The organism is Salinibacterium sp. G-O1 (genome assembly GCF_030063305.1).
Taxonomy (GTDB): Bacteria; Actinomycetota; Actinomycetes; order Actinomycetales; family Microbacteriaceae; genus Rhodoglobus.
Genome location: NZ_JASISV010000002.1, coordinates 159,480 through 180,085, shown reverse-complemented (window position 1 = coordinate 180,085; position 20,606 = coordinate 159,480). Strand labels below are relative to the sequence as shown.

Sequence of the window (20,606 nt, the reverse complement as noted above, 5' to 3'; positions counted from 1 at the left end):
CGAGGACGCTCAGTCCGCGGTGGCCTGTGACTCGTCAGCGGTGTGGTCGACCCTCAGCTGTGTGATGGCCGACTCGAAGTCTTCGAGCGAGTTGAAACCTTGGTAGACGCTGGCGAATCGGAGGTAGGCGACCTCATCCAGCTCACGGAGTGGCGTCAGAATTGCCAGGCCGATGTCGTTGGCATCGACCTGGGCCGCCCCGGTAGCCCGGATGCTCTCTTCGACCCGCTGTGCCAACACGGCAAGATCAGTGTCGGTGACCGGTCGCCCCTGGCACGCCTTCCGCACGCCAGACACGATCTTCTCCCTGCTGAACAGCTCGACCACGCCATTGCGCTTGATCACGTTCAGCGAGGCAGTCTCTGTTGTCGAGAAGCGACGGCCGCACTCGGGACACTGACGACGGCGACGAATGGAAAGTCCGTCGTCGCTCGTTCTCGAGTCGATGACGCGGCTGTCAGGATGCCGGCAGAATGGGCAGAACATGGTGTCCTGAGTCTACCGGCTGAGGTTAGCCCCGGTCTTCGAATCGGGCGGCAACCGCGGCACCGTGGGCGGGAAGATCTTCTGCATCACTCAGCGCCACAATCTGCGAGCTCACCTGCTGGAGGGCCGCCCGATCGTAGCTGATGACCTGCTGAGGACGCAGGAAGGTGTACGCGCCGAGACCCGACGCGAAGCGTGACTGACCGCCCGTAGGAAGCACGTGGTTTGATCCCGCCAGATAGTCGCCGAGGCTGACGGGCGAGTGTGCGCCGAGGAAGATCGCGCCAGCGCTCTCGATCATGTCGAGCACGACTCCGGGCTCGACAGTTTGGATCTCGAGGTGCTCAGGTCCGTATGCATTGCTGAACGCGGCCGCTGCGGCCATGTCGGAGACGAGCACCACGGCAGACTGCACTCCATCGACGGCGGTGCGGACCCGGGCACTGTGGCTGGTGGATGCCACGAGCAACTCGACCTCGCGCGACACCGCGTTTGCCAGCTCGACGGAGTCCGTCACCAGCACAACGGCGGCGAGCTCATCGTGCTCGGCCTGCGAAATGAGGTCGGTGGCGACCAGGTAGGCGTCGGCCGTGGCATCCGCGATGATCAGGATCTCGGTTGGCCCGGCCTCTGAGTCGATTCCGACCATGCCGCGCACCAGTCGCTTGGCGGCGGCGACGTAGACGTTGCCGGGCCCCGTGATGATCTCCACCGGGTCCATGCCCAAGTTCGGTACTCCGTAGGCGAAGGCACCGATCGCGCCGGCACCGCCCATCGCGTAGACCTCGTCGATGCCGAGCACGCCGGCTGCAGCGAGAATCGTGGGATGCACCGATCCGCCGAATTCGCGCTGAGGCGGGGATGCGAGTGCCACCGAGGACACGCCTGCAACCTGAGCCGGAACGACGTTCATGACGACGCTGGACGGGTACACGGCTTTTCCGCCTGGCACGTAGAGGCCCACCCGGTTCACGGGCTGCCAGCGCTGGATCACGTGCGCGCCGGGGCCAAGTTCTGTGACGGTGCTCTTGGGCACCTGCGCCTGAGTCGCCTGGCGCACCCGGCCGATCGCGGTCTCCAGCGCGTCGCGAACCTGCGAATCCAGCGACCTCACGGCATAGTTCACCTCATCCGCGTGAATTCGGATGCGCTCGGGTCGCACACCGTCGAGGCGCTCGGCCTGCTCGAGGAGCGCCTCCTCGCCGCGTTCACGGACGTCGGCGATGAGCCGTGCCGCCACTTCCGAGGCGGCAGAGACGTCCGTAAGTGCGCGAGGGACTACCGTCGCGAGATCGGCTTGGCTGGTGGGGAGATCACGCAGATCGATGGTGTGCATCATGGCCATCCAATATTAGTTGGCGCACATGAGAGCATCGTGCGTCACGAGGCGTAACCGGCGATCCGAACGTCGAAGTGATGGCCGAAACGGGAGCATGATTGATCACAACGTATGAATGAACCAACCGCACCCCAGCCCCCCTCCGCCGAGCACCACCGGATTCCTGTCGATGGACTTGACGCGTTCAAGCGCGCCTTCCGCCGCCATGCGGCTGGCGTCGCAGTGGTGACGGCGCTGATGCCGGACGGAACACCAGCGGGTTTCACGGCGACTTCTCTGGCGTCCCTGTCGGCAGTGCCACCGTTGGCCACGTTCAACATGGCACAGGTATCCAGTTCGTGGCCCGCGATGACCGTGGGCAACCGCGTCGCGATCCACACGCTCGGCCCACGCTCCCGCCATCTGGCCGAGCGCATGGCATCCGACCATGCCGTGCGATTTGTGGGCGAGCACTGGCACTCGGGGCCGTACGGCGTGCCCATTCTCGACGATGTCACCGCGTGGATGCTCGGCACCATCATTGAGGTGCATCCTGTACATCACAACGCGGTCATCGTGGTGCAGATCGAGGACGGCTCGCTGGGAGCAGAGGATGACGCCCTGCTCTACCACGAGCGCCGCTACTTCAGGCCAGGCGAGACGGCCTAGCTGACGCCCCGTCCTACTCGCCGTCGCCCTCGCCCTTTCCGTCCAAATGAAGGAAAAACCTGCGTTTCGGGAGCGCTCACGCGTCCAGCAGGGGCACCGACGGGGAAATCTCCTTCATTTGGGGGTGAAGGGCGACGCCGCGAGCCGCGCGAAGCCACTTAGGCGCCTGGCATCCTGTGCCCTCCGCCCCTCGCCACCGTCCAAATGAAGGAAAAACCTCCGTTTCGGGAGCGCTCACGCGTCCAGCAGGGGCACCGACGGGAAATCTCCTTCATTTGGGGGTGAAGGAGGGATGCCCGCGCGCGGGTCCTACGTGAGGCAGTTCGGCCCGAGCAGAGTTTTCAGCTCGCCATAGAGGTCTGCCGAGACTGTCACCGGAAACGGAATCTCGAAGATCCGGGCGGTGTCGCCCTTGATGAGTTTGAGCCGCACTTCGCTTGCGCCGGAGTGGCGGATGAGCACATCGTTCAGCGCGGTCACCACGTCCGTGGTTGCCCTCGTCTCCTGCACGGCGATCACGATCGGCCCCGACCCGAGACTCGTCCCGGTGTCGGGAACAAACATGCTCACGGCATGCAGGTTCATGCCATCGTCGCGCACGCTGACGCGCCCTCGCACGACCACGATGGCGTCGTTCGTGAGGCCGGGCGAAAACTCCTGGTATGCCTTTCCGAGGAACATCACGCTGATTTCACCAGCGAAGTCTTCGACGGTGATGATGCCGTACTGGTTGCCGCTGTTGCGGGCTACCCGATGCTGAACACTCGTGATGAGCCCGGCGATGGTGACGTGCTCCCCGTCGCCAGCGACCTCCCCGCCCATGATTTCCGTGATGGATGCGGACTGGTGTTTAGCCAAGGCAATTTCCAGCCCGGCGAGAGGGTGATCGGAAACGTAGAGCCCGAGCATTTCGCGCTCGAAGGCGAGCTTGTCGCGCTTGGCCCACTCCGGACGGTCGGGAACGTGCTCGGCCTGGGCCGGTTCGTCCCACAGGCTGTCGAAGTCGAAACCGACCTGCCCGTTCGCTTCCGCGCGCTTCTCGCTGGCGGCGCCATCGACTGCAGATTCGTGGATCTCTGCGAGGGCCCTGCGCGTCGCCCCGAGCGAGTCGAACGCTCCGGCCTTGATCAGCGATTCCACGGTGCGTTTGTTCGCGACCTGCAGCGGAACCTTGCGCAGGAAGTCGTGGAAGGACGTGAAGCGCCCCTTCTCGGCGCGGGCCTTCGAGATCGCTTCGACGACGTTGTGGCCGACGTTGCGCACGGCTCCAAGGCCGAATCGCACGTCTCCTCGTGTTCCCTCGGCGGCGACAGCGGTGAAGTCGACCGACGATTCGTTGACGTCGGGTGCGAGCACCTTGATTCCCATGCGCCGGCACTCACTGAGATACATGCCGAGCTTGTCTTTGGAATCACCGACGCTCGTGAGAAGCGCCGCCATGTATTCGGCCGGATGATTGGCCTTGAGGTAGGCCGTCCAGTAGCTGAGCACGCCGTAGCCCGCGCTGTGCGCCTTGTTGAAGGCGTAGTCGGCGAACGGCATCAGGGTCTCCCACAGCACCTTCACCGCCTGCTTGCTGTAGCCGTTGGCCACCATGCCGCCCTCGAAGTCAGCGAACTGCTTGTCGAGTTCGCTCTTCTTCTTCTTTCCCATGGCGCGTCGCAGCACGTCGGCCTGGCCGAGCGAGAAGCCGGCAACCTTCTGCGCGACCGACATCACCTGCTCCTGATAGACGATCAGCCCGAAGGTGGTGCCGAGGATGTCGCGCAGCGGTTCTTCGAGTTCGGGATGGATCGCGTCGATCGTCTGGAGGTCGTTCTTGCGCAGCGCGTAGTTCGTGTGGGAGTTCATGCCCATCGGGCCCGGGCGGTATAGGGCGATCACTGCCGAGATGTCTTCGAAGTTGGTGGGCTTCAGCTGCTTCAGTAGCGCGCGCATCGCGCCGCCATCCAGCTGGAACACGCCAAGCGTGTCACCGCGCGCGAGAAGGTCGTATGTTGCCTGGTCCGCGTCGAGATCGAGGTCTTCGATGACGAGAGTGGTGCCGGTGTTAACTGCGATCATCCGCAGGGCATCCTCGATCACCGTCAGGTTTCGAAGCCCCAGGAAGTCCATCTTGATCAGACCGAGCGATTCGAGCGGCGGCTGGTCGAACTGGGTGATGATCGCGCCGTCGTCTTCGCGCTTCATGATCGGAAGCACGTCGAGCAGCGGTTCGGCCGACATGATTACGCCGGCGGCGTGCACACCCCACTGCCGTTTCAGGTTCTCGATACCCTTCGCTGTTTCGAAAACCCTGGCTGCTTCACCATCGGTCTCGATCAGCGCCCGGATGTCTCCGGCCTCCTTGTACCGTTCGGCATCCTTGTTGTGGATGTCGCCGAGGGGCATATCCTTGCCCATCACGGGCGGGGGCATGGCCTTGGTGAGCTTCTCGCCGACGGAGTACGGCATGCCGAGAACTCGCGAGGAGTCTTTCAGTGCCTGCTTGGCTTTGATGGTGCCGTAGGTGACGATCTGGGCGACACGATCGTCGCCGTACTTCTCGGTGACGTAGCGGATCACCTCACCGCGGCGACGATCGTCGAAGTCGACGTCCACATCGGGCATCGACACACGCTCGGGGTTGAGGAATCGTTCGAAGATCAGACCATGGGCGATGGGATCGAGCTCGGTGATGCCCATCGCGTACGACGCCATGGAGCCGGCGGCCGAACCTCGGCCGGGGCCGACGCGGATGCCCTGCGCCTTTGCCCACGAGATGAAGTCGGCCACGACCAGGAAGTAGCCGGGGAACCCCATCTGCTTGATGACGTCGACCTCGTACTTCGCCTGCGCCAGGTGTGCGTCTGATGGCGCATTGTGGAAGCGACGCATCATGCCGGCGTCCACCTCTTTTTCGAACCAGCTGGCCTCGGTCTCGCCCTCAGGCACCGGGAAACGCGGCATGAGGTCGCGATGCTGGAAGTTGACCTCGCACCGCTCCGCGATGAGCAGGGTGTTGTCGCACGCCTCCGGGTAGTCACGGAAGAGGTGCCGCATCTGGGCGGCGCTCTTGAGGTAGAACTCGTCTGAATCGAACTTGAAACGGTTCGGGTCATCGAGCGTCGATGCGGACTGCACGCACAGCAGTGCGGCGTGTGCGGTCGAGTCGTGGGCGTGCGTGTAGTGCAGGTCGTTGGTGGCCACGAGTGGCAGGTCGAGCTCTTTGGCGAGACGCAGGAGGTCGTTCATCGTGCGCTTCTCGATGTCGATTCCGTGATCCATGATCTCGGCGTAGAAATTGCCAGCGCCAAAGATGTCTCGGAAGTCGGATGCCGCCTGTCTGGCCTCTTCGTACTGGCCAAGCCTGAGGCGGGTCTGGACCTCGCCACCGACGCATCCCGTCGTCGCGATAATGCCCTTGCCGTACCGGCTGAGCAGTTCGCGGTCCATTCGGGGCTTGAAGTAGAAACCCTCGATGGACGCGAGGGACGACAGCCTGAACAGGTTGTGCATGCCCTCGTTGTTCTCTGAGAGCAACGTCATGTGGGTGTATGAGCCGGAGCCGCCGACATCGTCCTGGTTCTGGTGATTCTGGCCCCAGCGAATGCGGGTCTTCTCAGTGCGGGCCGTGCCCGGCGTGATGTACGCCTCGGTGCCGATGATCGGCTTGATTCCGTTTGCCGTCGCCTGCTTCCAGAATTCGTAGGCGCCAAACATGTTGCCGTGGTCAGTTACGGCGATCGCGGGCATTTTCTCGGCGGCAGCAGCCTCCATGAGGGGCCCGATTCTGGCCGCTCCATCCAGCATCGAGTACTCGCTGTGCACATGCAGATGCACGAAGGAATCGCTGGATGACACTGGTTCTCTTCACTTGCTCGAGGGCGTGAATCTACCCTAAGCCCGGGTTGGTGGGGTGAAAAACTGACGCGCCAGAGTTGGCCATCTAGTCGCCCCGAAGCACCTCAAGTGCGTGTTGAAGGTCGGCCGGGTACTGGCTTTCGAACTCGACAGGCTCTCGCGTCGCCGGGTGTTCGAACCCGAGGCGTTTCGCGTGCAGCCACTGCCGGGTGAGCCCGAGTTTGGCTGAGATTGTCGGATCAGCGCCGTACATCGTGTCGCCCACACAGGGATGTCTTTGCGCGGCCATGTGTACCCGGATCTGGTGGGTGCGGCCCGTTTCGAGTTCGACCTCGAGAAGCGATGCCGACGGGAATGCCTCAAGCGTTTCGTAGTGTGTGACGCTCGCCTTGCCGTCGGCGGTGATCGCGAACTTCCAACTCGAGCCAGGGTGACGCCCAATTGGCGCATCGATGGTGCCCGCCAGCGGGTCCGGGTGTCCCTGCACCACCGAATGGTAGATCTTGTGTACCTGCCGGTCGTGAAACGCCCTCTTCAACGCCGTGTAGGCAGTCTCCGTCTTGGCGACAACCATCAGGCCGCTCGTTCCGACATCGAGGCGGTGCACGATCCCGGCTCGTTCGGCAGCTCCGGTCGTCGCAATCCTGAATCCAGCACCGGCGAGAGCTCCCAAAACCGTGGGACCCTCCCAGCCGATGGAGGGATGCGCAGCGACTCCGGCGGGCTTGTCTATCACGACGATGTCGTCGTCGTCCCACACGATCCCGAGGTCGGTGACGATGATCGGGATGATCGAAGGCTCGACCTTGGATTGCCACGACACCTCGAGCCAGCCGCCAGCGACCAGCCGGTCGGACTTAACGAGGACGCGGCCGTCGAGTTGCACTCCCCCACGCTCGGCGACCTCGGCCGCAAAGGTCCGGGAGAATCCGAGGAGCTTGGCGATGGCTGAGTCGACTCGTTCGCCAGCGAGACCTTCCGGCACCGGCAGACTGCGAGATTCCATCGTCAGGCCGGATCCGTCGGAGACTGTGCGCTGGAGGCCGACTCGTCGTCAGCGGCAGGCTGCGAGGTCTTTGCCTTCGGAGGAGTGCGCGTGCCATCGAGACCCACCCCGCGAATGGTCAACAGGATAAACAGCCCCATGCTCGAGACGATCGAGATGTCTGCAACATTGAAGATCGCGGGAAAGCCGTACACCTGCAGGAAGTCGACGACGTGTCCGACCCCAAAACCCGGAGGCCGGGTCAGTCGGTCGGTGAGGTTTCCCAGGTTCCCGCCGAGCAGGAGCCCGAACAGCACTGCCCATCCGGTCGACCGGATGCGGCGGGCGAAGAAGATGATGAACACCGCGACGACCGCCGCGATGATGGCGAAGATCCACGTGCTGCCGGAACCGAGCGAGAACGCGGCTCCCGGGTTCTCGACGTAGTGGAACTGGAGCAGGTTGCCCAGCACATCCACGGGCTGACCCAGGGTGAGATTCTCGACGACCAGGATCTTGCTGATCCGGTCGGCGACATACGCGAGCACAGCAACAACGGCCAGTACTACGAGAGCGCGTGCGCTTATCTCGCGTTTACTGGCCGTCGCCTGCTGCGGATTAGTTTCCGGCAAAACCGCTGAAGTTCGTGGGCGACTGCTGGCCGTCCTGTGCCGAGTGCTCCGAATTGGCAGATGCGTCAGCGAACTCAGGAGCGTCGGTTGACGATGAGTCTCCGACCGGCGCATCGATGAAAGCGGCAGCTGGGCCGTTGTTCGACGACGTCAGCACGTTGCTCTCGTTGTCGAGCTCGCGCAGCTGGCCTTCGATGTAGCCCTTGAGCTTCTGGCGGTATTCACGCTCGAAGTTGCGGAGTTCTTCGACGCGGTGCTCCAGCTTCTGGCGCTCCTCGTCGAGGATCTCGATCTGGGCGCGGTGGCCGCTCTCGGACTCTTCGACGATTCGTGCTGCGGTGGCGTGTCCCTCGGCGATGAGTGCGTCACGCTTCTCGACGCCCTCGCGAACATGCTCTTCGTGCAGGCGGCGCGCCAGCTGCAGAAGGTTGTTCGTTCCGCCGGTGTCTGAGGTGTCCATCGACTGTGCGGGTGCTGGCGCGGCAGCGACGGGCGCTGAGGCTGCTACTGGAGCAGGCTCGATGACAGCCGTCTCGGGCTGCTGCACGAAGCTCGGAGCTGCCTGTACGGGCTCCGGCTGTGATCCTGAGCGCTCGTTGTCGTTGACTCGCGAGTCACTCGCGATGAGGCGCTGGCGCAGCTCCTCGTTCTCCTGGTTGAGTCGACGCAACTCGACGACCACCTCATCGAGGAAATCATCAACCTCGTCCTGGTCGTACCCCTCACGGAACTTTGTCGGTTGGAACCGCTTGTTCACTACGTCTTCAGGAGTTAAAGCCATCGCCGCCACCTCACACTCTTTCTTGTTTTCGCGAGACGTTCAACGTCTGCATGACATTGAGCCAACGGAAGTCATTCTATGCAATGCAGTCAACAGCATTGCACCTTGATTTCACATGGCTCCACAAATTCCATTTCCACAGTACAGCGACAAACCCGATGACGAGCCGCGAAGCGCCCTTTAGAGAAATCGAGCAACGATCGAATTGAGGATGATGACCGCGAGCATCACGATGCTCCACGAGAAATCAATTGCTGCGCCGCCAATGCGCAGCGGAGGGACAGCTCGACGAACCACTTTGATCGGAGGGTCTGTGACGACGAAAACTGCCTCCGCCAGCACGAGGACAAACCCCTGCGGACGCCAGCGACGCGCGAAGGTGCGCGCAAGATCGAGAGCAAACCGGGCCCACATCATGACGAAAAAGATCGTCAGTGCCACATTGAGGATCAGGGCGATGATGGAGACGGGTGAAACAATTGTCACCCTGACAGGTTACTGCTGCGCGAAGAACGACGCGTCGACGTCAGACTCGGCCTCTGCGTGGTCACCGCTCACTGCGACGTGAGCTGGGGACAGCAGGAACACCTTGCTTGTGACGCGCTCGATCTTGCCGAAGAGCCCCTGTGAGAGACCGCTGGCGAAGTCGATGAGTCGACGAGCATCCGGCTCACTCATCTGTGACAGGTTGATGATGACGGGGATGCCCTCGCGGAAATTCTCGGCGATGACCTGGGCGTCCTTGTACTGACGGGGGTGAACGGTCAAAATCTCGTTCATCTCGGTCGCAGCCGGTCGCGCATTGCTGGTTCGGCGCATCGGGGTAACCGGCGCACGGTTCGGAGCAGCAGATGGTGTGTGGTGCGCCACCGGAGCGACGGGAGCGGACGGAGCCTGCTCGTAGTCGTAGTCCTCATCCGCGAGGCCCAGGTAGACCATGGTCTTGCGCAGTGGATTTGCCATTTCATTCCTCCGAGTGGTGAAGCTTGTAGGTCGAGATTAACCGTGTTCGGGCCGTTTACCCGTGATTGCCGTGCCAATACGCAGGTGTGTCGCGCCTTCGAGGATCGCGTCCCGGTAATCACCGGACATGCCCATCGACAGTGCGCTCGCACGCGGCGCGATCTGCACGAGCTGCTCCGAGAGTTGCCGCAGCCGCGCGAAGGCGGCTCTGGCCTCGCCGCCGAGCGGCGCAACGGCCATGAGCCCTCTCAGCGTCAGCCCGGCTGCGCCCTCCAGATGCTCAGCGAGTCGGTGGATGGCCTCCGGCTCCGCACCACCCCGGCCCGAATCTTCGGTCAAATTCACCTGAATGAACACCTCGAGCGGGTAGCCGGCGATGGCGGTGGCCAGCGAATCCCGATCCACCGAATGAATCACGTCGACATATGCGGCCACCTGCCGTGCCTTCTTCGACTGCAACTGACCCACGAAGTGCCACGTCGCATCGAGATCGGCGAGATCTGCAATCTTGGGCTGCGCTTCCTGATGGCGCGACTCGCCGAAATCCCGTACGCCGAGGTCGTGCAGCTCGCGCACCATCGTGGCCGGATGAAACTTGGTGACCACGATGGTCGTGATTTCTGCGACGTCGCGGGAAGCCTCCCGCGCCGCATCCGCGATTCCGTCACGCACCGCATGCAGCCGCTCAGCCAGCGGTGGGACTGCGGTCATGGACGACTACTTGAGGAAGTCGGGGATGTCGAGTTCCGACTCGTCATCGTCAAAGCTGCGGTCGACCGGTGCCGCCCTGACGAGGCTGGGCTCGGGGCTCCACGGCTGGGTCTCGGCGAGAGGCTGCTGCGGGGTGTCGAGCCCGGTGATTGTTGCCGCAGGGGCGCCAACCTCGGGAACCACGTAGTTCGTGCGGCGAACCTCATTGGGCTTCGCCTGTGGCGTTCCGCCATCGAATCCCGCGGCAATCACCGTGACGCGCACCTCGTCTCCGAGGGTGTCGTCGATGACCGCACCGAAGATGATGTTCGCCTCGGGGTGCACTGCTTCCTGAACGAGCCTCGCAGCGTCGTTGATCTCGAAGATGCCGAGGTTCGAACCACCCTGGATCGACAGGAGCACGCCGTGCGCTCCCTCGATCGAGGCCTCAAGCAGCGGTGATGCCACTGCGAGTTCTGCAGCCTTGATCGCACGATCCGCGCCGCGAGCCGAGCCGATTCCCATCAACGCGGAGCCTGCGCCCTGCATGACGGACTTCACGTCGGCGAAGTCGAGGTTAATGAGCCCAGGGGTCGTGATCAGGTCGGTGATGCCCTGGACACCAGCGAGCAGAACCTGGTCGGCCGTGGCGAACGCTTCGAGCATGCTGATGCCGCGGTCGCTGATTTCCAGGAGGCGGTCGTTCGGAACGACAATGAGCGTGTCGACCTCGTTCTTGAGGCTGTCGACTCCGATCTCAGCCTGCGCCGAGCGCCGCTTGCCCTCGAAGCCGAAGGGCTTCGTAACGACACCGATGGTCAGTGCGCCAATCGATTTGGCGATGCGAGCAACGACGGGGGCGCCACCTGTACCGGTACCGCCACCTTCACCCGCGGTGACAAAGACCATGTCAGCGCCGGCTAGCGCCTCCTCGATCTCTTCGGCGTGATCCTCAGCGGCTCGACGACCCACTTCGGGGTCTGCGCCTGCACCCAGCCCGCGTGTCAATTCGCGGCCGACGTCAAGCTTGACGTCGGCGTCGCTCATCAGCAGCGCCTGGGCATCCGTATTGATCGCAATGAACTCGACGCCTCGCAGGCCGAGCTCGATCATGCGGTTGACGGCGTTTACTCCGCCACCGCCGATGCCTACTACCTTGATTACCGCTAGGTAGTTCTGGTTTGATGTCACGTTCCGGCCTCCGCTGCCCCTGCGCTTGCACACTCTGCCCGTTGCAGACTCTCAACCTCCAGTTGAGGTCTAAAGTTATGCTCAGTATGCATTTCCTGTGTTGAGGGTAGGTCGGTCTCACCCCCACATACCGCAACGGTTGCCGCGTGTCGCATGTGAACTTCAGAAACTCGAGCGTGGGCCCGCATCGGGCCCTCGGTCAGCTCGGGCGAAAGACCCCATTGCCGGGGGCCGAGACGTCGAAGACTCCCGGCTGCGTCGGATCGGTCAGTCTGATGAGTTGCGCGAGCAGGTTCGCCTTCGTGACGGAATCGTCCGCACTACCCCACGTCACACCCTGCCCGACACCGGTCAGCACGAGCGACACGTCATCCTGGGTGCGTGCCGTCACGCTATCGACCTGGGCGAGCATCTCGGGCGGCAGTGCAAGAAGCACGGCGACCATCGATGTGAATGCGGCGCCAGTGAGGTCGCCGTCGGGCAGATCCAGAACCGGAACCCCCGCAATCCGTTCGGCGGACTGCTCCACCACGATGCCTGCTGGGTCGACCAGGTTGTACATCTCGCCGACCTTGACCGAACCGACGGGCTGGCGCTCGGTGATGTGGATCAGAAGCGTGTCCGGTGGCACGATTTCGGTGACATAGCTGCGAATCAGTGGGAAAACTGTGAGGTCCTGCGTAATGGCGTCGTAGTCGAGCAGCGCCAGCGGAGTTCCGAGCTGTCCGGACACCGCCGATTCCACGTCGACCGCATTGATACGCGACGTGCCATCGATCGAGATCGTGCGCAGGGAAAGGATCGGCGAGTAGACGGCGGTGAAAACCAATCCGATCAGTGTCGCGAGCACCCCGGCCAGCGAGGCAAGGCCAATCTTCCTGTTGCGGGCGCGACGCGTGAAGCGCCGAACCTCCGCACGCTCGAACTTGCGTCTCTCGCGAGCAGATCGGCGCAACTCGGCACGGGTTGCTTCGTCAGGGCGCGCTCCTCGCCTGGACGCTCTGCGCGCCATCCTTGGTGCGCTCGATGGCTGCGACGTGGCCCGCGTTGGGGAATCAGTTCTTGCCTTCGGCTGCGCAGGCGTCGGCGGGCGCGGCTGCGACTGGGCGGCCGGCGGTGGCCCGGGCTTCTGTTGTTTCGGCGACCCTGGTTGGTACTTGCGTTTGGGCGGCGGCTCACTGGGTTTCTGATCGAAACCGTCTGGGCGTTTCACGCGCCTATGCCTCAGGGATCGAGTCGAGCGAAGCCAGCAGTTGCGGCACGATGCGATATACGTCGCCGCAACTGAGAGTCATGATCAGATCACCTTCGCGAGCAATCTCGGCAACGCGGTCGGCGGCCTGTTGCCAGTCCGGCAGATAGTCGACTCTGCTCGCATCGTGGAATCGCTCAGAGACCGTTGCCCCGGTCACTCCCGGAATCGGGTCTTCTCGAGCGCCGAAAACATCGAGCACGATGGTGTGGTCGGCAAGCTGCTCGTAGGTTTGGGCGAACTGCAGAGCCATATCCCTCGTACGGCTGTACAGGTGCGGCTGGTGCACGGCGATGATCCTCCCGCTGCCCACGACGCTTCGGGCCGCTGACAGCGCTGCTGCGACCTCGGTGGGATGGTGCGCGTAGTCGTCGTAGACGCTGACCCCGCGAACAACTCCGTGAAGCTCGAATCGCCGTTCGGTTCCGCCGAATATCGCGATCCCGTCGAGCGAGGATGTCGGATCGAATCCCAGACCAACCAACGCTGCGAACGCCCCGGCAGCATTGAGGGCGTTGTGGTGACCGGGAACAGTGAGGGTGGTCGAGTAATCCTTACCCTGCCACGAGACAGTGAAAGAAACGGGACCATCGGTGACGATGGAGTGCACGCGAACGTCGGCGGCCGCATCCTCACCGAAGGTCACCACACGCTGATGCTTCAGCATGCCGGTCACCCGCACGGCGCCCGGATCATCGCTGGAGACCACCACCAGCTCACTTGCCTTCTCGGCGAACGTCACGAATGCCGCATCGAACGCGTCATGGTCGCCGTAGTGATCGAGGTGGTCAGCATCGACGTTGGTGATGAGAGCGACCGAGGTGTCGTAGAGCAGGAATGAACCGTCAGACTCGTCCGCCTCGACGACAAAGAGCTCCCCCTCGCCGAAGGACGAACTAACCCCGAGACTCTGAATCACTCCCCCGTTGACGAAGCTGGGTGATGCTTCCAGGGCGAGAAGCGCCGTGATGATCATGCCGGTGGAGGTGGTCTTGCCGTGGGCCCCTGCCACCGCGACGAGTCGCTTGTGGTTGATCAGCCAGGCGAGAGCCTGCGAACGGTGCAGAACGGGGATGCCGCGGCGGATGGCCTCGAGATATTCGGGATTGTCTGGCCACAGCGCGCCCGTGTAGACGAGGGCATCGACCTCGCCCACGTTCGTTGCGTCGTGCCCGATGGATACCCCGGCACCCAACTCACGGAGATTCTCCGTGTTGTGATTCTCCGAGCGATCCGAACCCGTCACTGCGTGGCCAGAGGCCAGGAAGAGCCTCGCAATGCCGCTCATGCCGCTCCCGCCGATGCCTACGAAGTGCACAGCACCCAATTCGGCGGGCAATGGCATGGTGAGGTCAGGATGGATCATTGGGCTGATTTTACCCGCTCGAATCTATTTCGCCGCGAGGGCGCGACCGATGAGTTCGACCATTCGATCGGTGCCGTCAAGTGCGCCAGTGGTTGCCATTCGCACGGCCATGTCGGCGACCACCGCTCTGTTGCGCAGCAATGGCACGAGCTCGGCTCCCACCCAGTCGGGGGTGAACTTCGCGTCTGCCACCAGAATGGCGCCTCCAGCATCGACGGCACTGCGCGCGTTGAGGCGCTGTTCGCCATTGCCCACCGGGTACGGAACAAACACGGCAGGGATACCGAGTGCTGCCGCTTCCGCAACGGTAGAGGTTCCGGCTCTGCCCAATGTCAGGTCGGCAACGGCGAGTGCCAGATCCATTCGATCCATGTATTTGACGACCATATAACCCGCAAGATTCGGGTCGGCCACAGCGTCGCGGTACTCGCCGGTGACGTGGATGACCTGCCACCCCGCACCGAGAAGCAGTGTGATCGACTGAGAGATGGTGCTATTGATGCTCCGGGCGCCAGACGACCCGCCCGTGACCAGCAGGATCGGCTTGCCTGCATCGAGACCGAAGGTACGGATGCCCTCCTGTCTGGCCGCGAACCTGTCGAGTTGCTCGATCTCGCGGCGAAGGGGCATCCCGACGAAGGTGCCGCTGCTGATCTTCGTTCCGGCGAAAGCGACACCCACAAACTTTGTAAACAGGGCACCCAACCGGTTGGCCACGCCAGGGCGCGCATTCGCCTCATGGATCGCCAGCGGGACATGTTCAGCGCGTGCCGCCAGGTACGCGGGAGCCGACACATATCCGCCGAATCCCACAACCACATCCACCGAACGATCACGGACGATCTGTCTGACCGCATCGATCGTGCCCCTCAGCGCGCCAGGGAACGCGAGGGCTGCTGCGTTGGGACGGCGTGGCATCGGCACACGGTCGATCGTCAGCAGTTCGTAACCGCGCTCTGGTACCAACCTGGCTTCGAGCCCCTCTTTGGTGCCGAGTACGAGGATGGTGGACTGAGGCTCGCGCTCACGCAGCCGGTCGGCGACGGCGAGCAGCGGGTTGACGTGACCGGCAGTCCCACCGCCGGCGAGAAGATATGTGGTCATGCGCGCGAGCGTACTCGCTGCGCGGCAAGCATTCGTGAACGCTCTGCCGGGCTCTGCTCAACCGGAGCCTCCGGCGCCGCTCTGGTGCCTCGCGCGAAGGACAGCACGATACCGATGCCGAGCAGGTTGGCAATGAGTGCGGTACCACCCGCCGAGATCAGTGGCAGCGGCACCCCGAGCACGGGGAGCACGCCAAGCACCACCGCGATGTTGACGAAAGCCTGACCGATGACCCAGACCATCACCCCCGAGGTGACGATTCGCGCGAAGCTGTCGATGCTGGTGCGGATGATCCTGATGAAGGCGATAGCCAGCACGACAAACAGGACGAGCACGACGATGGCTCCGATGAGCCCCAGCTCTTCGCCGATGATCGCGAAAATGTAGTCGCTCGACGCGGCCGGCAGCCAGTTCCATTTCGCGACGGAATTTCCAAGCCCCTTGCCGAACCAACCGCCGGCGGCGAGTGCCCAGTTGGCGTGCTCGGGCTGCCAGCAGTACCCGGAGTAGTCCTCGGCCGTGCATCCGTTCAGCCAGATTTCGATGCGGGATGTGCGCGACGAGTTGGCTTTCGAGAAGAGGTAGGCAAGCACGCCAACGCCCGCGACGCCCACGGCGAGGTGGCGAAGTCGCACTCCCCCGAAGTACAGCAGGCCGAAGAGGATGACGATCATGACCGCCGCTGTTCCAAGGTCACCGCCGACGAGAACCAGGCCGATCGCAGCGCCGGACACCGGCGCGATGGGCAGCATCACATGCTTCCAGTCGCCGAGCATGTCCTGTTTGGTCGACAGCATCCAGGCGACCCAGACGATCAAGGCGATCTTGACGAACTCGGACGGTTGGGCGGTGAAGCCGCCAATGCCGATCCAGTTCCGGTTACCGCCCGAGACGATTCCGATGCCTGGCACGAAAACCAGCAGCTGAAGCCCGCCGCCGATGAGCAACGCGGGCCACGCCCATCGCCGCCAGAATCCCGAGGGCAGCCGCGACGCCAGAAGCATCAGCGGAATCCCAATGACCGCGAACATTCCCTGTCGAGCGAATCGCCCAAAGAAGCCCTGGTCTGCGCTGTACGACTCGATCGTCGACGACGACAAGACCATGACCAGACCAAAAATCACGAGAAACAGAGTGACCCCGAGGAGGAGAAAGTAGTTGCCGTTTTCGGCGGCGAAAATTCGCCGGAGAGGGATCCGGGCGCTGGAGGGGCCTGGGCCCGTTTGCGGGCTAGGGCGCTCCTGTTGCCGGGGACGCGGGTGCCGGGTCGTCGTCATCTGCGCCACCTTCCAGGTAGTCGTTTACGGCCTCGGCGAATCGGGTGCCACGGTCGGCGTAGTCGGTGAATTGATCCATGGATGCCGCGGCCGGAGCCATGAGAACCGTGTCACCATTCAGCGCGATACGTGCAGCGGCTTTCACCGCCTGCGGCATCACGTCACCAGTTTCTGTCGCATCCACTTCGAACACCGGCACCTGTGGCGCGTGTCGCGCGAATGCTTCAACCACAGGTTCACGGTTAAGCCCGATGACGACTACCCCGCGGAGTCGCGATGCATGGCCCGCGACCAAATCAGAGATGTCGACACCCTTCAGCAGGCCGCCGACGATCCACACGACGGAGTCGTACGAGCGCAGCGAAGCATCGGCCGCGTGTGAGTTGGTTGCCTTGGAGTCGTTGACCCACAACACTCCCCCGCTGGTGACGACAATCTCGGTGCGGTGGCGGTCGATCCGGAAAGTGGAGAGTGCGCTCGATATTGTCGGAGCCGCGACACCGGCGCTTCGCGCGAGAGCGGCGGCCGCCAGCACGTTGGCAATCATGTGTGGGCTCGCGAGGCCGGCGGCGGCGAGTTCCCCGTGCGTCGTCAACTCGAGGGCCGAGTTGTGACGGTCCTCCAGGAAGGCGCGATCGATGATGATGTCGTCAACCATCCCCAGGTCGCTGGGCCCTGGCGTGTCGAGGCCGAACCCTATGGCGCGGCATCCCTCCTGCACCTCAGCGTCTTCCACCATGCGCGTGGTTGCCGCGTCGGCACGGTTATAGACACAGGCGAGCTTCGTGTTCGCGTAGACGGTGGCTTTCGCGTCGACGTAGGCCGCTCGCGACCCGTGCCAGTCGAGATGATCGTCAGCTATATTGAGGCACACGCTCGCGAGCGGCGCCATGGCGCCAGGGCCGCTGCGGGGCATCCAGTGCAGCTGGAAACTCGACAGCTCGACCACAATGACGTCGAACCCCTGTGGGTCGCGGATGGCATCGAGCACGGGCACGCCGATGTTTCCGGCGGGAACAGCGCGCAGGCCTCCGGCAACCAGAAGGTGAGTGGTGAGCTGCACCGTTGTCGTCTTGCCGTTGGTGCCGGTGACGGCGATCCATTCGGCGGGGGCGCCCACCTTGTCGCGCAGCCTCCACGCGAGTTCGATATCTCCCCAGATCGGGATGCCTCTACCCTGCGCCCACGCGATCAGTGGATGATCCAGCCCGAAGCCGGGCGACACAATCACGAGTTCGGCGTCGAACTCATCGAGCTGTTTCGGAATAACCTCGGATCCTGAATGCTCGACGAATCGGCCGCCGATCACGTCCAGCATCTCTCGGCGGAGTTCCCCGGCATTCGCCGCAACGACGAGTACACCGGCGCCGAGCTCCAGGAGGGTGTCGGCTGCCGCGAATCCCGAGACCCCGAGACCGAGGATGACGACACGCACGCCACGCCATTCAGAGTGCCAGCTGGTGAGGTTGTCGAGATCGCGCACAGCTACCGTGTGACCCATTCGAGATAGAAAAGACCGACCCCGGCTGCGACGCACAAGGCACCGATGATCCAGAACCTGACGACGACAGTGATCTCGGCCCACCCCTTGAGCTCGAAGTGGTGGTGAAGCGGGCTCATCAGGAAGATCCGTTTGCCCCTCGACACCTTGAAGTAGGCCCGCTGCAGAATGACCGAACCGGTGACGATGAGGAACAGCCCGCCGATCAGCACAAGCAGCAGCTCGGTGCGCGAGAGGATGGCGAGCGCCGCAAGAGCACCACCGAGTCCCAACGACCCCGTGTCGCCCATGAAAATCCGCGCCGGAGAGGTGTTGTACCAGAGGAACCCAACCAGGCTTCCGACGATCGCCGCTGCAATGACCGCGAGATCGAGAGGATCCCGCACGTTGTAGCAGTACGCGACGTCGTCGGGTTGAAGACCTGCCGCGTAGCATGCCTGGTTGTTCTGCCAGAAGCCGATGAAGATATAGGCCGAGAGCGCGAAGATCGACGCGCCGGTCGCCAGGCCGTCGAGCCCGTCAGCAACATTGACACCGTTGGAGGCGCTGACGATGATCAGGGTCGACCAGAGGGCGAAGGCGATTCCTGCCCCGATCACCCCGAACGTGGCGAAGTCGAGCCAGGGGATATCCCTCACGCCCGAGATCATGGTCGACGCGGGCGTCAGGCCGTGCTCGTCGGGAAAATTGAGAGCGACTGCCGCGAAAATCCCGGCGACGATCACCTGGCCCAGGATCTTCGACCATCCACCGAGCCCGAGGCTTCGCTGGTTGCGGGTTTTCAGGAAGTCGTCGAGAAATCCGACGACTCCGAGACCGACCATCAGAAAGATGACCAACAGGCCCACCAGGGTCATGTCGACCCCGCCGACAATGTGACCAACCACGTATCCGACAACTGAACCGAGGATGAAAATGATGCCGCCCATGGTGGGCGTACCGCGTTTGGTGTGGTGCGCCTGCGGGCCGTCATCCCTGATGAACTGGCCCCATTTGAGCCGGTTGAACAGCTTGATGAACAGCGGTGTCAGGAACAGCGTGAACACCAGACCGGTTCCTCCGGCGATGAGCAGGGCGATCACGCGCTGATCCCTGCCAGTCGGTCACCGAGAAAACGTAGCCCGGCTGAGTTGGATGACTTCACGAGCACAACGTCCCCTTTGCGCAGTTTGTCACGCAGAACATCGTATGCCTCATCGGCGGTCTCGACGAATATCGACTCCCCATCCCATGAGCCTTCAAGGCCAGCAGCGTTGTGAATGTGGCGTGCTTTGTGACCAACGACAACCAGTTGTTTCACGTTCAGTCGAACGGCGAGCCTGCCGATCCGGTCATGCTCGTCGTCAGCGTATTCACCCAGCTCGGCCATCTCGCCGAGCACAGCGAAGGAACGCCGCTCGCTACCCGTCACCTGGGCGAGAGTCTTGAGCGCTGCGGCTACTGAGTCTGGGCTCGCATTGTACGCATCGTTGATCACGATCACGCCGTCGGCGTTCTCGATGACCTCCATTCGCCATCGTTCGGCTCGCGTGAGTGACTCCAGCGAGCGAATCGCGTCGGCGACGGGGATTCCGAGCGCCCGGGTCGCGGTGATCGCGGCGAGGGCATTCGTTACGTGATGCTCCCCGAGGATGCGCAGAACAACGGGGTGAGACTGTCCGTCGGCAACGACCGTGAAGGATGTGCCATCGACGGTGGTGTCGACGTCGGTCGCTCTGACCTCGGCCGTTGCATCCAGACCGAACCAAGAGACGGGCGCTGCGGTGCGCGCTGCCATTCGGCTGACGCGCCCATCGTCAGCGTTGAGCACAGCCACCGACGTCGGGGGCAAGCCACTGACCATCTCGGACTTCGCCAGCTCAATCGCGTCAGCGCTGCCGAATTTGCTGATGTGGGCGAGCCCAACGGTGAGCACGATTCCGACATCAGGGGTGGCGACCGAGACCAGCTTCGTAATGTCGCCGATGGCGTCCGCGCCCATCTCAATGACGAGAAAGCGCGTGGACATCGTCACACCCAGCATCGAGATGGGGGCGCCAACCTCGTTGTTGAATGAACCCAGCGGGGCAACCGTTGAGCCGTGGTCAGCCAGGATCGCTCGCAGCATGTTCTTCGTGGTCGTCTTGCCGTTCGAGCCGGTCACGGCGACAACCTTCAGGTCGCCGCCTGCCCTGACACGTGCGACGACGGCGCGGGCGAGCGCCGAGAGCGCCAGAAGTCCATCACTCACGATGAGCTGCGGAACAGCTATCGGCAATTCACGTTCGACGACAAGAAGTGCTGCGCCGGCGTCAACGGCTGCCTGCGCGAAGAGATGACCATCTGAGAACTCGCCGGGTAGCGCGAAGAAGATCGCGCCGGGGGCGACCAGTCTCGAGTCAGTCTGCACATCGCCGCCGACGACGAGCGCCGCGGCATCCACGGAACCGGCGAGTGTGCCGTCGATCGCCTCAGCAATCTCGTCGATTCGCAGGTCGATCATCGAGCAATCCTGCTCTCTTTGTCGGTGTGCGTGTGAATCTCTACTCGGTACATCGGTACGTGGTGC

General features: G+C 63.2%; 18 protein-coding genes. 1 reads left to right on the top strand and 17 read right to left on the bottom strand.

Translation table 11 applies throughout. The annotated features are described in order from the left end of the window. Window positions 1-9: 9 nt before the first annotated feature. On the bottom strand, window positions 10-486 hold the full coding sequence (nrdR, locus tag QMG83_RS07185) for a transcriptional regulator NrdR (protein WP_283504701.1): 477 nt from the start codon (window positions 484-486) through the stop codon (window positions 10-12). A 25-nt stretch (window positions 487-511) separates the two neighbouring features. Next, a complete protein-coding gene (gene hisD, locus QMG83_RS07180; RefSeq protein WP_283504700.1) occupies window positions 512-1,825 on the bottom strand; it encodes a histidinol dehydrogenase in 1,314 nt (437 codons plus the stop codon). Window positions 1,826-1,936: 111 nt separating this feature from the next. Here hisD and QMG83_RS07175 point away from each other — a divergent pair, with 111 nt between their 5' ends. Continuing rightward, a complete protein-coding gene (locus tag QMG83_RS07175) occupies window positions 1,937-2,473 on the top strand; it encodes a flavin reductase family protein (protein WP_283504699.1) in 537 nt (178 codons plus the stop codon). Window positions 2,474-2,782: 309 nt separating this feature from the next. Here the strand turns inward: QMG83_RS07175 and dnaE are convergent, their stop codons facing one another. The 15 genes from dnaE to QMG83_RS07100 all read right to left on the bottom strand — a co-directional run bounded on the left by dnaE (window position 2,783) and on the right by QMG83_RS07100 (window position 20,540). Further along, window positions 2,783-6,316, bottom strand: a complete 3,534-nt coding sequence (gene dnaE / locus QMG83_RS07170) for a DNA polymerase III subunit alpha (protein WP_283504698.1) — start codon at window positions 6,314-6,316, stop codon at window positions 2,783-2,785. Between the two features lie 85 nt (window positions 6,317-6,401). After that, window positions 6,402-7,322 carry an RluA family pseudouridine synthase gene (locus QMG83_RS07165; RefSeq protein WP_283504697.1) on the bottom strand — a complete coding sequence of 307 codons (921 nt, stop codon included), beginning with the start codon at window positions 7,320-7,322 and terminating at the stop codon, window positions 6,402-6,404. 2 nt (window positions 7,323-7,324) lie between these two features. Beyond that, window positions 7,325-7,933 (bottom strand): signal peptidase II, encoded by a 609-nt coding sequence (lspA, locus tag QMG83_RS07160; protein WP_283504696.1) that lies wholly within the window; start codon window positions 7,931-7,933, stop codon window positions 7,325-7,327. Next, window positions 7,920-8,714, bottom strand: coding sequence for a DivIVA domain-containing protein (locus QMG83_RS07155; RefSeq protein WP_283504695.1), 795 nt, complete (start codon window positions 8,712-8,714; stop codon window positions 7,920-7,922). The genes lspA and QMG83_RS07155 overlap by 14 nt, the downstream gene beginning before the upstream one ends. 180 nt (window positions 8,715-8,894) lie before the next feature. Next, window positions 8,895-9,200: a YggT family protein gene (locus tag QMG83_RS07150; RefSeq protein WP_283504694.1), complete on the bottom strand. Its 306-nt coding sequence runs from the start codon at window positions 9,198-9,200 to the stop codon at window positions 8,895-8,897. A gap of 9 nt (window positions 9,201-9,209) precedes the next feature. Further along, on the bottom strand, window positions 9,210-9,677 hold the full coding sequence (locus QMG83_RS07145; RefSeq protein ID WP_283504693.1) for a cell division protein SepF: 468 nt from the start codon (window positions 9,675-9,677) through the stop codon (window positions 9,210-9,212). A gap of 36 nt (window positions 9,678-9,713) precedes the next feature. Then, on the bottom strand, window positions 9,714-10,388 hold the full coding sequence (locus QMG83_RS07140; RefSeq protein ID WP_283504692.1) for a YggS family pyridoxal phosphate-dependent enzyme: 675 nt from the start codon (window positions 10,386-10,388) through the stop codon (window positions 9,714-9,716). A 6-nt stretch (window positions 10,389-10,394) separates the two neighbouring features. Further along, a complete protein-coding gene (gene ftsZ / locus QMG83_RS07135; protein WP_283504691.1) occupies window positions 10,395-11,558 on the bottom strand; it encodes a cell division protein FtsZ in 1,164 nt (387 codons plus the stop codon). Window positions 11,559-11,757: 199 nt separating this feature from the next. Then, window positions 11,758-12,513, bottom strand: a complete 756-nt coding sequence (locus tag QMG83_RS07130) for an FtsQ-type POTRA domain-containing protein (RefSeq protein WP_283504690.1) — start codon at window positions 12,511-12,513, stop codon at window positions 11,758-11,760. Window positions 12,514-12,775: 262 nt separating this feature from the next. After that, the gene (gene murC / locus QMG83_RS07125; protein ID WP_283504689.1) at window positions 12,776-14,176 is read right to left on the bottom strand and encodes a UDP-N-acetylmuramate--L-alanine ligase; all 1,401 of its coding nucleotides are present in this window, start codon (window positions 14,174-14,176) and stop codon (window positions 12,776-12,778) included. A 24-nt stretch (window positions 14,177-14,200) separates the two neighbouring features. Beyond that, complete coding sequence (locus tag QMG83_RS07120; RefSeq protein WP_283504688.1) at window positions 14,201-15,280, bottom strand: UDP-N-acetylglucosamine--N-acetylmuramyl-(pentapeptide) pyrophosphoryl-undecaprenol N-acetylglucosamine transferase; 1,080 nt, start codon at window positions 15,278-15,280, stop codon at window positions 14,201-14,203. Beyond that, window positions 15,277-16,557, bottom strand: coding sequence for a putative lipid II flippase FtsW (gene ftsW / locus QMG83_RS07115; RefSeq protein WP_283504687.1), 1,281 nt, complete (start codon window positions 16,555-16,557; stop codon window positions 15,277-15,279). Before ftsW ends, QMG83_RS07120 begins: the two co-directional genes overlap by 4 nt. Next, a complete protein-coding gene (gene murD / locus QMG83_RS07110) occupies window positions 16,511-18,058 on the bottom strand; it encodes a UDP-N-acetylmuramoyl-L-alanine--D-glutamate ligase (RefSeq protein ID WP_283504686.1) in 1,548 nt (515 codons plus the stop codon). The genes ftsW and murD overlap by 47 nt, the downstream gene beginning before the upstream one ends. Continuing rightward, entirely contained in the window at window positions 18,043-19,140 is a 1,098-nt protein-coding gene (mraY, locus tag QMG83_RS07105) for a phospho-N-acetylmuramoyl-pentapeptide-transferase (protein ID WP_283504685.1), read from the bottom strand. The genes murD and mraY overlap by 16 nt, the downstream gene beginning before the upstream one ends. Then, complete coding sequence (locus QMG83_RS07100) at window positions 19,137-20,540, bottom strand: UDP-N-acetylmuramoyl-tripeptide--D-alanyl-D-alanine ligase (protein ID WP_283504684.1); 1,404 nt, start codon at window positions 20,538-20,540, stop codon at window positions 19,137-19,139. Before QMG83_RS07100 ends, mraY begins: the two co-directional genes overlap by 4 nt. Between the last annotated feature and the right edge of the window lie 66 nt (window positions 20,541-20,606).